The following is a 14,683-nucleotide window of genomic DNA, read 5'->3' on the forward strand; positions in this document are numbered from 1 at the left end:
CGCGACAGAAAAGCGACCGACCATGACTCGTCAATCCCGCATCCTCGCCCAATCCGCCCGCCGCCAGGCCCTGAAGGCCCCGCCCCTGCCCGCGCTCACCACCATGGCGATGGTGATCGGCTCGCTGGTCTCCGGCGGCGCCCACGCCAACCCCACCGGCGGCAACGTCGTGGCCGGCGGCGCGACCATCAATGACCGCGGCAACGGCACGCTGGACATCAACCAGTCGACCGGCAAGGCGATCATCAACTGGAAGGGTTTCAGCATCGGCGCCAACGAGACGGTCAATTTCCGTCAGCCGGGCAGCAACAGCGTCACGCTGAACCGCGTGGTCGGCAATGATCCGTCGGCCATCTTCGGCCGCCTCAACGCCAACGGCAACGTGATCCTGGTCAACCCGAACGGCGTGCTGTTCGGCAAGGGCGCGCGCGTGGACGTGGGCGGACTGGTCGCCACCACCGCCAACATCAGCGACAAGGACTTCCTGGCCGGCAAGTACAAGTTCGACCAGCCCTCGTCCAAGGCCAATGCCATGATCGTGAACGAAGGCACGATCAGCATCAAGGACAGCGGCCTGGCGGTGCTGGTGGCGCCGGCGGTGCGCAACTCGGGCGTGATCGAGGCCAAGCTGGGCCGCGTGGCCCTGGCCGGCGCAAAGACCGTCACGGTCGACTTCCACGGCGACGGCCTGCTGAGCTTTGACGCCACCTCGGCCGTCAGCGAGCTGCCCAAGGACGCCGATGGCAAGCCGGTCTCGGCCCTCGTCGCCAACAACGGCGTGATCCGCGCCGACGGCGGCACGGTGCTGATGACGGCGCGCGCGGTCAAGGGCGTGATCGACAACGTGGTCAACACCGACGGCATCGTCAGCGCCAAGGCGGTGGGCACGCAGAACGGCAAGATCGTGCTGTCCGGCGGCGACGCCGGCACGGTCAATGTGGCCGGCACCGTCGAGGCCACCGGCGTCAACGCCGGCGAGCGTGGCGGCAAGGTGGTGGTGACCGGCGAACACGTCAACGTGGCGCGCGGCGCCGCGATCGACGTGTCCGGCGCGGCCGGCGGCGGCGAGATCGCGCTGGGCAGCCAGGGCGTCGCGCCTGACGACGGCTCGGCCGCGTTCAGCGGCAAGTCGTCGACCGTGAAGGTGGCGGCGGGCGCCACCCTCAAGGCCGACGCGCTCGTCAGCGGCAACGGCGGCAACGTCACCATGTGGTCCAACGACGCCACCGCATTCGCCGGCAGCCTGTCGGCGCGCGGCGGCGCGCAAGGCGGCGATGGCGGCTTCGCCGAAGTCTCCAGCAACAAGAACATCGGCCTGACCGGATCGGCCGACCTGCGCGCGCCCAAGGGCAAGACCGGCCTGCTGCTGATCGACCCGACCGACCTGCGCATCGTCGACTCCGCCAGCGGCGGCGGCTCGCAGGACGGCGCGGCCGGCGACGGCACCATCAACGGCGGCGACGCCAACACCGCCAACAACACCGTGTCGCGCGGCCTGCTCGAAAGCCTGGCCGGCACCACCAACATCAAGCTGGAAGCCACCGGCCAGATCACCGTCGCGGACATGGCCGCGATCAACCTGAAGACCACCGCCGGCCACAGCTTCACGATGCGCTCGACGCAGACGGGCGGCATCCGCTTCGAGAATTCGAACACCGAGATCAGCACCCAGGGCGGTTCCATCACGCTGGAAGCGCTGGGCGTGGGCAGCACGCTGGACAACATCGGCAAGCTGACCAGCCGCGGCGGCGCGATCACGCTGAACGCCACCGGCGACATCAACCTGGCCAACATCATCGACGCCGGCACCGGCGCGGCGCTGGTCCGCACCAGCGCCGGCTCGATCCGCAACACCGGCGGCGCCAACCAGGTGGTGGCCGGCAACAGCGTCAAGCTGGACGCCAGCGGCGGCAGCATCGGCGACCTGGCCGCCCCGGTCAACACCCAGACGGCGCTGCTGTCGCTGGCGACCGGCGGCAACCTTGCGGTGGCCAACCGCCAGACCCTGACCTCGCTGGACATCACCAGCCGCCACGCGCAACCGAACGTCAACAACAGCTTCCTGCTGACCTCGCCGGACTTGGCCTTCGCGCTGCAGGACAACGGCGGCTACCAACTCAACACCGTCAACCAGTCGGCCCTGCACTTCTCGTTCACCGGCGACCGCACCATCACCGTCGGCGACGTGGCCCTCGGCACCGGCACGCTGGCGCTGACGTCGACGGCCGGCCATATCCTCGCCACCTCGACGGGACAGGTGGGCGCCAGCCAGATCACCCTGAGCGCCGCTGGCAGCGATGGCCGCGCCGGCGCCATCGGTTCGTCGACGCAGGCGCTGCGCACGCAGACGGCCACCCTGATCGCGACCAGCGGCAGCGGCGGTGTGTACGTGGAAAACAGCGGCCCGCTGAACCTGAAAGCGATCGACACCACCGGCAACCTGGTCGCGCAGACCAGCGGCCACCTGACCCTGGGCGACATCAAGGCGGGCTCGGCCACACTGACCTCGTTCCTCGGCAACATCGTCGACGATGGCAACGACGCCACCAGCATCGCCGCCGCGTCGCTGACGCTGTCGGCCGAGCGCGGCATCATCGGCGACGCCGCGCGCGCCCTCAAGACCAACGCCAGCACCCTGTCCGCCACCGCGGGCGCGGGCGGCGTCTACCTGGACAGCTCCAGCGCCAACCTGAACATCACACAGGCGCAGGCCAACGGCGGACCCGTCACGATCACCGGCGCGGGCAGCGTTTCGGCCAACAACGTCAGCTCCGGCGGCGGCGCCATCAACCTGACCGGCAACAGCATCGCCGCCGGCCAGATCAACGCGGGCGCCGGCAATGTCACGCTGACCGCGCGCGCCGGCAGCATCACCGGCACGTCGGCCTCCCTGATCACCGGCAACGTCGTCACCCTGCTGGCCCCGGCCGCCAACACCAGCTACACCGTCGGCACCGCGGGCACCTACCTGCGCACCGCCGCCGGCGTGCTGAACGCCACTGGCGGCAGCATCTACCTGAACCAGGCCCAGGGCTCGGTGCTGCTGGACGACCTGAAGGCCAATAACGGCATCTTCGTCACCGGCGTGGCGAACCTGAGCGCCAACATGCTCGATGCCGGCACCGGCACGCTCTCGCTCAACGCGCAGGGCGGCAGCATCGTGCGCGCCAATGCCAACAGCACGCTGGCGGGCAGCAGCATCCTCCTGCAAGCCCAGCAACACATCGGCACGGCCAGCGACCACCTCACGACGGCCACCACCAGCCTCACGCTGGGCAGCGGCGGCGACATCTACGTCGACAATCCCGCCAAGACGCTGACCTACCTGGCCATCACCAATTCGCACGCCGATCCGGCCCGCCGCAACACCATCCAGGTGGCCGCGCCGTTCCTGAATTTCGACGTCAATGACGACCTGGGCAACGCCTATGAGCTGCGCCAGGTCTACAGTTCGCTGCTGAGCCAGTTCTCGTTCACCGGCGACCAGAGCCTGAAGCTGGGCAACCTGCGCGCCGGCAGCAACATCACGCTGGTATCGAACCAGGGCAGCATCCTGGACGACGGCATCGCCGACACGCGCGTCACCGCCAACAACGTCAGCCTCCGCGCCGCCCAGGACATCGGCACCAGCGCCAATTTCGTCGCCGTCAACGCGCCGGGCCTGACGCTGGACACGCGCGGCAACCTCTACGCCACCGACATCGCCGACCTCACCTCGTTGACGGTGTACGCGCGCCACAAGGACGTGGACGACCGCTACACGCTGGACGTGCGCGCGCCGTCGCTGCTGTTCAACATCACCGACGACGTCGGCGGCCACACGATCCATGAAGTCCGCGACAGCAACTGGGTCAACTTCAGCTTCAACAGCGACCGCGACATCACGGTCGGCAGCATCGACGCCGGCTACAGCGGCAGCATCACGCTGAACGCCGCGGGCGACCTGCGCGACGACGGCAACAAGCAGACCCGCCTGCTGGCCAATTCCGTCAGCCTGATCGCCGGCAAGGCGGTCGGCGCGACCGGCACGGGCTATCTGGACGTGCTGACCGGCTACCTGAGCGGCACGGCGAGCAATGGCGGCTTCTATGTCCAGTTGCCCAATCCCACCGGCTACGCCAATTACACCGGCATCGTCACCCTGAACAACATCACCGCCAGCGACGCCGTGCAGATCGACCTGCGCCAGGGCGACGCGCTGCTGTCCGGCACGGTGCGCAGCAACGCCGGCAACGTCACGCTGAACGTGGCCAACGGCTCGCTGTACGGCAACGGCGGCGGGGTCTATGCGGGCGCCAACGACATCACGCTGTCGGCCGCCGGCACGATCGGCGGCGTGTACGGCGGCACCCTGCGCTACGTCGGCGTGGGCGCGGCGGGCCAAGCCAACGTGCAGGCCACCGCCGGCACCGACATCTACCTGAACGGCACCACCGGCAACATCAAGCTGACGCGCCTGCAGGCCGGCAGCGGCCAGATCGGCTACACCCAGTCCTCGGGCACCACCACCATCGGCAGCCTGAGCGCCGGCGGCGCGGCCACGCTGACCAATAACAGCGGCTCGCTGCTGGACGACGGCGATGCCGCCACCGTGATCCGCGCCAGCAACATCGCCCTGACGGCGGGCGGCGCGATCGGCGCGGCCGGCGCGGCGCTGACGCTGCAGGCGCCCGACGTCAGCCTGACCAGCGGCGGCAACATCGCCGTGGACAGCCTCACCGGCCTGACGCGATTGAATGTCACGCGCAATGGCACGGCCAATGGCGTGTACGGCATCACCGCGCCCAACCTGACGGCCTTCACGCTCACGGACGACGGCCTCGGCATCCACCTGACGGACATCGCCAGCTCGACCAACCTGGACTTCGGCTTCACCGCCAACAACAAGAACCTGCTGGTCGGCAACATCGACGCGGGCGCCAACGGCAAGGTCAGCCTGGCATCGGTCCAGAACATCAGCAACGACAATCCGGCCAGTCCCGGCGTCATCCGCGCCGCGACCGTCGCGCTGACGGCCGGCTCGAACGGCTCCATCGGCTCGTCCATCACGGGCGGCACGCTGGCCCTGAGCGGCACCTCGGCGCTCAGCCTGACCGCCGGCAACAACATGTACGTCGGCAGCGACACCGTGCTGCGCAGCCTGGCCATCAACAGCCTGAAGAACGCCGGCAGCGCCAGCACCTTCGCCATCGGCGGCGGCGCCGGCCAGGTCATCACCCTCAGCGACGATGGCACCACCCAGTACCTGCAGCAGGTCACGGGCGGCTTGACCGACTTCAGCTTCAGCGGCCGCAAGAACATCCAGGTCGGCGCCATCACCGCCACCAATTCCGTCAGCCTGACCACCGCCGGCGGCGGCCTCAATTCCAGCATCACCAGCGATGGCGGCACCGGCCGTATCACGGCCGGCAGCGTCACGCTGTCCGCCACCGGCTCGGACAGCTACACCGCGCGCGACGCCAATACCGGCGCCATCGGCGCCGGCAGCCGCGCGCTGCGCCTGAGCACCAGCAACCTGGCCATCACCAACAACGGCGACATCAACCTGAACAACGGCGGGCTGGCGCTGAACAGCCTGAACCTGTACCTGTCGCGCCGCGACGCCGGCAGCAGCGCCAACTTCGACACCAACAGCTACGCCTTCGGCAACCTGGGCAGCCAGTCGCTGACGATCGGCGGCGGCACCAATCTGTCGATCGGCGCCAGCATGAGCGGCGCCGCGCTGACGATCAATACCGACACCGCCATCACCGCCAACGCCATCAACACCGGCAGCGGCTCGGTGTCGCTGACCTCGCGCTACGCCAATACCGACCTGGCCCCGACCATCGGCGGCTCGGGCCTGATCACCGGCAACAACGTCAGCCTGAGCGCGCTCGGCACCAACGGCAGCGTCTCGGCGCAGACCAGCGCGTCCAACCTGTCGATCGCCTCGGCCGGCAACGTGTCGGTCGCCAACAACAAGGCGCTGACCGCGCTGTCGCTGACGGCCAACCACAGCAGCAGCAGCGGTTCGATCAATAACACGTACAACATCAGCGCCAGCGGCATGACGGCGTTCTCGCTGAGCGACTCCACCGGGGTCGCCGGCCTGACGCTCAACAACATCACCAATACCGGCAACCTGGCGCTGTCGATCTCGTCGGACCGCTCGCTGACGGTCAACAACGTCAGCACCGCCGCCGGCGGCTCGGTGACGCTGGCGAGCAGCGGCACCATCTATGGCAACAGCTCCAGCGCCAGCTCGCCCAACATCACCACCGGCGCGCTGACCCTGAACGCCGGTTCGGTCACGGGCACCTACGCCACCAACCAGCCGCTGTTCGTCAGCGTCGACTCGCTCTCGTCCAACGTCCGCGGCAGCCTGTGGGTGTCGAACAACAAGAACCTGACGCTGCTGGACAACAGCGCCACCAGCTCGGCCCAGGTCAACGTGACCAACGGCTCGATCACCCAGGGCGCCGGCCGCTTCGTCACGCCGGTCCTGACGCTGACCGCCACGCAGTCGATCGGCGCCGCCGGCAACGCGATGCAGACCGACACCCGCCAACTGACCACGCAGTCGGGCGGCAACCTGTACGTCAACAACGCCAGCGACCTGTTCTCGCTGAACATCACCGCCAACCACGCCAACAGCGCCGTGGACAACGTGGTGCAGGTGGCGGCCAAGGGCCTGACGTTCAACGTCACCGACGCCGGCGTCTACACGATGACCGAGGTCAGCGACCTGACCGGCCTGAACTTCTCGTTCAACGGCGACCGCACGCTGTACGTCGGCAACGTCGACGTCGGCCCGGCCAACACCGTGAGCCTGGGCGCCTTTGGCTCGGGCACCCACATCCTGAACCTGACGCCGACCTCGCACATCACCGGCGACGTGGTCACGCTGGGCGCCAGCGGCCAGATCGGCGTGGCGTCGGGCGACAACTCGGGCTCGATCCACACCACCACCGGCGAGCTGTACCTGACCGCCGGCAGCCACGTCTACCTGGACAACGACCGCGACCTGGCCAGCCTGTCGCTGTACGCCACCGGCTCGTCGGCGGCCACCTACCAGATCCTGTCCAACGAACTGCTGTTCGACGTGGCCCACGATGGCAGCCGCCTGCAGGTCAACGAGGTGCGCGACAACACCGGGTTGAACCTGATGCTATCGAGCAACGTCGGCCAGGACATCGGCATCATCGACACCACCCAGAACGGCACGGTGCGCCTGTCGAGCAACAACAGCATCCTGGGCAGCGCCGACGACAGCCAGCGCGTCACCGCCGCGTCGGTGCAGATCACCACCCAGGGCTCGGGCGCCATCGGCGCCGTGGGCCGCGAGATCAACTTGTCGGCGCCGCTGGTGAACATCCAGAACGCCGGCGACGTCTACATCGACTCCGACCGCCACATCGACGCGCTGACGCTGTATTCCACCGGCAACAGCGCCCGCAGCTACGGCATCACCTCGCCCACCCGCGACGGCGGCAACATCGTGTTCCAGGCCACGGACGGCGGCAGCGGCAGCAGCGCCGGCCTGGTCCTGACCAAGGTCGAGGACTCGGGCGGCCTGAACCTGAGCGTGACCAGCGACCGCACCATCACCGTGGGCGCGATCAATGTCGGCTACGACAACGTGGCGCTGTACTCGCGCGGCGGCTCGCTGCTGGGCGACGGCGACGCCAACACCAAGATCGACGCGGCCGGCCTGACCCTGACGGCGGCCAACGCCATCGGCGCCGCCGGCACCGGCAACGCCATCGACACCCGCGTCAGCACGCTGAGCGGCCGCGCCGACAACGGCGGCGCGTTCATTACGGTGGAAGGCAACACCAGCCTGCCGAGCCTGACCTCGACCGGCGCCAGCTCGGTGGGCAACACCCTCGGCGACATCGAGCTGGGCACGGTCAACACCAATGGCAATGCCTTCTCGGTCAACAACACGGGCGGCTCGATCCTGAGCGGCACGATCAACAACGCCACCACCGTCAACCTGACGGCCAACGGCTCGATCGGCAACAAGAGCGCCATCCGCACCAATGCCCTGAACGGCGGCACCACCACGGTCACGCTCAGCGCCACCAGGACCGACCGCGCCGATGGCAGCATCGCGCTGAACGAGACCTATGGCCTGCAGGCAACCTCGGTTACCGCGGCTGGCGACGTCACGCTGGCCGCCGACACCGGCAGCAATGGCCGCAACCTGACCGTGGGCACCGTCACGTCGACCGACGGCGCCGTCACCCTGTCGACCGCGCGCGGCAGCATCACCGGCATCAACAACAGCAACCTGGTCACCGGCAAGAGCGTCAACCTGACGGCCAACTACGGCACGGCCGCGACGATTGGCGCGTCCAACTCGGCGCGCCTGCACCTGAACACCGGCAAGCTGACGATGGCCACGCCGGGCAGCATCTACGTCGACAACCTGGCCGACCTGTCCGACCTGACCATCATCCGCAACAACGCGCAGGGCTCGAACCTGGGCAGCGCCGGCTTCCTGACCATCGACGCCCAGAACCTGACGTTCAGCGGCGCCGACACCGGCAACGTCACCGCGCTGACCATCGTGCGCGACACGACCGGCCTGAACTTCACGTACCAGGCCGTGGGCGCGATCAACGTGCACGACATCGACGTCACCCAGAATGGCTCGGTCACACTGTCGACCAACCCGTACTACTACACCGGCGGTTCGATCCAGGGCATGAACGCGTCCTCCAAGATCGTCGCCGGCGACCTGACGCTGTCCACCGGGTCGGGCGACACGCCCAACACCATCGGCTCGTCCAGCCTGGCCCTGAACACCCAGGTCAAGAACATCGCCGCCACCGCCTCGGGCGGCATCTGGCTCAAGCAGACCGGTTCGATCAACCTGGGCAACCTGCGTGCGGGCGGCGACCTGTCGGTCACCACCACCACCGGCGACATCCTGGTCGGCACGGTCAGCTATGGCACCGGCAACGCCCTGACCCTGAACGCCCAGACCGGCAGCATCCTGTACGGCGGCGGCACGCTCTCGGGCGCGGGCGCCGGCGCCATCACGCTGACGGCGCAGAACGGTATCGGCACGCGCGACGCGGCCATCAAGATCGCCGCGCCCAACAGCCCGGTGTCGGCCACCGTCACCGGCGACGGCTCGCTCTACCTGGAGAGCAGCGGCAACCTGCTGGGCGGCCTGACGACCTCGGTCGCCAATGGCGAGACGCGCATCACCGGCAACGGCAGCCTGGCGCTGACCAGCGTCACCTCTGGCACCGACGCCACCGGCAACGACATCTCGGTCAAGACCACCTCGGGCAACATCACGGTCAAGAACGTGCAGGCCGGCGCCAACCACGGCCAGGTCACGCTCAACGCCGAGAACGGTTCGATCCTGGCCGACGCGGCCGGCGCCACCGTCAAGGCCTACGGCGTGGCGCTCAACGCCGCCAACGCCATCGGCGCCAGCAACGGCCGCATCAACGCGACCGGCCAGCGCGTCGAAGCCACCACCAGCGGCGGCATGTACCTGGCGGCGGACAACAACTCCGTCCACTCCTACCTGTCGGGCAACATCATCGACATCGCCGCCGCCGGCAATCTGCAGATCGCCAACGCGATCTCGTCCAATGGCGCGATCAAGATCACCGGCAACGGCGCCAACAGCCAGTTGGTGGCCGGCAACATCGACGCCGGCGCCGGCAGCGTCAACATCGACTTCAGCAAGACGGGCAGCACCATCGTCGACGACCGCGAGGACTCCACGCGCATCATCGGCAACAACGTTGTGCTCAAGGCCGGCGCGGGCATCGGCGGCGCCGCCGGCTCGCCCGACAACCTGCAGACGACCGCCGCCAACATCACCGCCGAAGTCACCGGCGCGGGCTCGATCTACCTGAACGACAACCGCGCGGCCGGCAGCACGCTGGCGTCGGTCATCACCCAGAACGGCGCGATCGGCATCACCACCGCCGGCCCCACCCTGGTCACCAGCGCCATCAGCCGCAACGGCTCGGCCAGCAACAACATCTCGATCGCCACCACCAGCGGCGACCTGTCGGTGAACACGATCGACGCCTCGGCGGGCGGCGACATCAGCCTGAATGCGGCCGGCTCCATCCTGGGCGCGGTGGCCAACAACCTGGTCCTGGGCAACACGCTGACGGCCGTCGCCGGCGGCAGCATCGGCTCGGCCGCCTACCCGGGCAATGGCTCGGGCGGCATCGCGCTGCGCACCAACCTCGGCGCCCTGGGCAACCTGTCGACCGCCGCCGACGGCGCGGTCATCGTGGTCAACAACATCGGCACGCGTGCGCTCAGCGCCAACAGCGGCAACATCCAGCAGAGCGGCGCCATCAGCTCGGTCTACCTGACCACGGCCGGCGACCTGGACGCCAGCGGCGGCATGTCGAACACCGCCGCCAACCTGCTGCTGTCCTCGGGCGGCAAGCTGACGCTGGCCAGCGCCGGCGTGCAGGCCAACGGCACCATCACGCTCAAGGGCACGCAGGACGTGGTGGCCGCCGGCGCCACGCCGCGCACGATCAACGTCAAGGGCACCACGCTGAATTTCAGCAGCGGCGCCGCGGGCGGCAACACCACGCTGGTGACCGAAGCCCGCACCATCGGGGCCAGCCTGACCGGCACCAGCACGCCGGCCAACCTGACGCTGACCAACACCGGCGCGCTCGACGCGTCGCTGAGCGCCGCCAACGGCGACATCAGCGCCACGGCCACCGGCTCGCTGAACGCCTCGGCCACCGCCGTCGGCAGCAACCGCACCGTCGCGCTGACCTCGCAGCACGGCGATGTAGAGATCGGCATCGTCAACGCCGGCGCCGCCAGCGGCACCGTGATCCTGAGCGCCGCCGAGGGCTCGCTGCTGGGGCTGGACAACACCCTCACGGCCAACAGCCTGGACCTGACCAGCAAGACCGGCATCGGCACCCAGGCCGACCACTTCACCACGTCGGCCCGCAATCTCAAGGCCAACGTGCTGGGCAGCGGCGACATCTATGTGGACGCCTCCGGTCCGTTGACGCTGGGCCGCGTCGCGACGGCCGACGGCAACATCGGCATCGCCTCCGCCGGCAACCTGGCGAGCACGGTCGGCCTGTCGGCCGGCAACGGCGGCGACGTCGCGCTGGCCTCCACCGCCGGCAACGTCACCGTCAGCCACGATATCGCCAGCGCCGACGTGCATGACCTGTCCGTGAGCGGCGCGGCCATCGCCATGGCCGCCGCCAACACCAGCGGCAGCCAGACCTACACCGGCAACGTCACCCTCAACGGCGACCTGACCGGCAGCGCCATCGGCATCACCGGCAACGCCACGCTGGCCGGCGGCAAGCGCACCCTGACGGCCAACGGCGCCAACGGCGGCGTCGCCCTCTCGGGCGCGCTGAACGGCGGCGCGCAGCAGGCCGTGATCGTGGCCGACGACGGCGACGTCACGCTGGGCGGCAATGCCTCCAACCTGGCCAGCCTGACCATCACCGGCAACAACATCGACCTGCGCCAGGTCGCCACCACCGGCGCCCAGCAGTACAACGGCGCCACCACGCTGCGCGGCGCGTACACCACCGCCAACGGCGCCTTCGGCGTCGACGGCGCCACCACGCTGGCCAGCACCGTGAGCGTGACCACCGGCAGCGGCGCGGTCGCCTTCACGGGCGCCGTGTCGGGCGCCAACGCGCTGACCGTCACCAGCAGCGGCACCACCGCCTACGGCGGCGCGGTCGACATCGCCTCGCTCAACCAGGCGGGCACCGGCGACACGGCCATCAACGGCGGCAGCGTCACCACCAGCGGCACGCAGACCTACGTCGGCCACGTGACGCTGGGCGACGATGCGGTGCTGACCGGCACCACCGTCACCCTGGCCAACGGCGCCGACGGCGCCCATGCGCTGGAAATCGACGGCACGGCCCTGCTGACCGGCGCCATCGGCGCCACCACCAAGCTGGCCAGCCTGACGCTGGACGGCGCCGCCACGCTCAATGCGGGCAGCATCGCCACCACCGGCAACCAGCGCTACAAGGGCGCCGTGACGCTGAGCGGCGATCACACGCTGAGCACCACCACCGGCGGCGTGGCCTTCGACGGCGCGCTGGACGGCACGCATGACCTGCACGTCGTGTCCACGGCCGGCGGCGACGTCAGCTTCGACGCGGTCGGCAGCGCCACGCAACGCCTGGGCAGCCTGACGGTCGACACGGCCGGCACGACCGCCTTCAATGGTTCGGTCTACGCGGCATCGGTGCAGACCGACGACCCGGGTGCCGTGACCATCACGGGAGAGCGCGTCGACACCACTGGCGTCATGCGATTCGGCGAGCTGGTCACGCTGGGCGGCAACGTCACGCTCAAGGGCGCCAGCGTGACCCTGGCCGGCGGCGCGAACTCGACCGACGAGGACCAGGGCCTGACCATCGAAGGTCCGGCCACGATCAACGGCCCGGTGGGCGCCGGCGCCAATGGCCGCCTGGCCTATCTGACCGTCGACGGCGACGCGACGCTCGGCGGCGGCCCGCTCAAGACGGTGGGCAAACAGTCCTACCTGGGCAAGGTCGAACTGTCCGGCAATGCGCAACTGAGCACCGCCGACGCCAAGGTGACCTTCAACGATACGGTCACCAGCGGCAACGGCAGCGGCCTGACGGTCAGCAGCGGCAGCGGCGACGTGCGCTTTGCCGAACAGGTCGGCGACGCCGCCACGGGCCGCCTGGGCGCCCTGGCCGTCAACAGCAACGGCACCACCACCTTCGAGAAGGCCGTGTACGCCGCGTCGGTCAACACCGACGCGGGCGGCACCTTGGCCATCAACGGCGGCCTGATCGACACCACCGGCACGCAGTCCTATGGCGAACGCGCCGTGTTCAGCACCGACACCGTGCTCAAGGGCAGCACCGTCAGCCTGCTGGGCGGCGGCGACGGCGAGCACGACCTGACCATCGACGGCAATGCCGTGCTCAAGGGACCGCTGGGCGCCAATGATCCGCTGGCCAGCCTGACGGTCACGGGCAACGCCACGCTGGGCGCCGGCAGCATCGTCACCGACGGCGAACAGTCGTACCAGGGCAATGTGACCGTGGGCGGCAACGTCTCGGTGACCAGCCGCCAGGGCGACATCGGCTTCGACCGCGCGGTCGATGGCGGCCACGGCCTGACGGTCGTCGCCAATCAAGGCGAAGTGACCTTCTCCGGCCCGGTCGGCCAGGGCTCGCGCCTGGGCGACCTGAAGGTCAGCGCCGCCGGCGACATCGTGCTGGACGGCCCGGTGCGCGCCGCCTCGGTGCAGACCGGCGGCAATGGCGACGTGCTGATCAACGGCGGCTCGGTGGACACCACCGGCACGCAGCAATACGGCCAGCACGTCATCCTGAGCGGCGTGGACACCACCCTGACCGGCGCCAACGTGCAGCTCAAGGCCGGCGTCGACGGCACCCAGCCGGGCCAGCAAGGCCTGGTCATCGTCGGCAACGCCGATATCCAGGGCGACGTCGGCGCCACCACGCCGCTGCGCAGCGTGGCCGTCACCGGCACCACCACCCTGGGCGGCGGCAAGACGCACACCACGGGCGACCAGGTCTACAACGGCGCCGTGACGCTGAAGGGCGACCGCGACCTGACCACCGACACCGGCTCGGTGATCCTGGGCAGCAAGCTGGATGGCGGCAACGGCAACAACCTGAACGTCAACGCCGGCAAGAACATCCAGGTCGCGGGCGATGCCACCGGCCTGGGTTCGCTGACCCTGCGCGCCGTCGACACCATCGTGTTCAACGGCGACGTCAGCGCCTACCGTGTGCAGCAGTTGGAGGCCAAGTCCGCCAGCTACAACGGCGCGGTGCGCGCCTCCGGCCCGGACGGCATCGACATCTCGGGCGGCACGCTGTCATTTGGCAAGAACGTCACCGCCGACACGGGTTCGATCCGCATCGCCAATACCAGCCCGACCGGCACCACGTCCTTTGGCGCGGGCAGCACCGTGAAGGCCGCCACCGGCTTCACCCAGACCGGCGGCGCCGGGCTGACGCTGCCGGCGCAATTGCTGGTGACGCAGGGCCCCATCAACCTGGGCGCGCCGGCGAAGCTGCAAGGCGGCAACGCGGTCATCCAGACCAACGGCGACATCACCGCCATCGGCCTGAGCGGCCCGCAGACCTCGCTGACGCTGGCCTCCGGCGTGGGCGCGCTGCGCATCGGCCTGAACGACGCGGATCCGAGCCACAAGCTGAACGTGGCCGGGCTGACCGTGCAGAACGCCGGCTCCGCCGATATGTGGGGCACGATCGGCGGCAAGACCGGTTCCATGGCCGCCACCACGATCCGCAGCTCGCTGGCCGGCGCGCCGTACTTCATGAACGGCGCCGCCTGGGGCCAGACGGACGTGATCGACCGCCTGGCGGCGGTCACGGCCCCGCGCTCGGTGATCCCCAGCACGCCCACCGCCAACCCGCTGTTCCAGGGCACCGTGCCGTCCAAGGGCTTCGGCCCCGACGTGCTGGGCGCCTTCGCTGATCCGCAGGTGCTGACGGTGGCCTCGGCCTTTTCCTGGCAACTGCCTTCCGGCGACAATGCGGTCTTGACCGTGCCGACCGGCAACCACCCGGTGCTGCAAACCCCGGGCGGCAACCCACAACGCCCCGCCGTCGAAGGCGCCGCCGACGACGCGCGCCGCGACACCGACATCCAATCCCGTACTCTCTGACCA

1 protein-coding gene is annotated in these 14,683 nt (G+C 69.4%); it reads left to right on the top strand.

Going from position 1 to position 14,683, the window contains the following annotated elements:
• The first annotated feature begins 22 nt into the window (after positions 1-22).
• Positions 23-14,680, top strand: coding sequence for a filamentous hemagglutinin N-terminal domain-containing protein (locus tag AAID08_RS16940; RefSeq protein WP_395756684.1), 14,658 nt, complete (start codon positions 23-25; stop codon positions 14,678-14,680).
• Positions 14,681-14,683: the final 3 nt, after the last annotated feature.

This window comes from Achromobacter sp. EB05 (assembly GCF_044232075.1).
GTDB lineage: Bacteria > Pseudomonadota > Gammaproteobacteria > Burkholderiales > Burkholderiaceae_B > Achromobacter > Achromobacter dolens.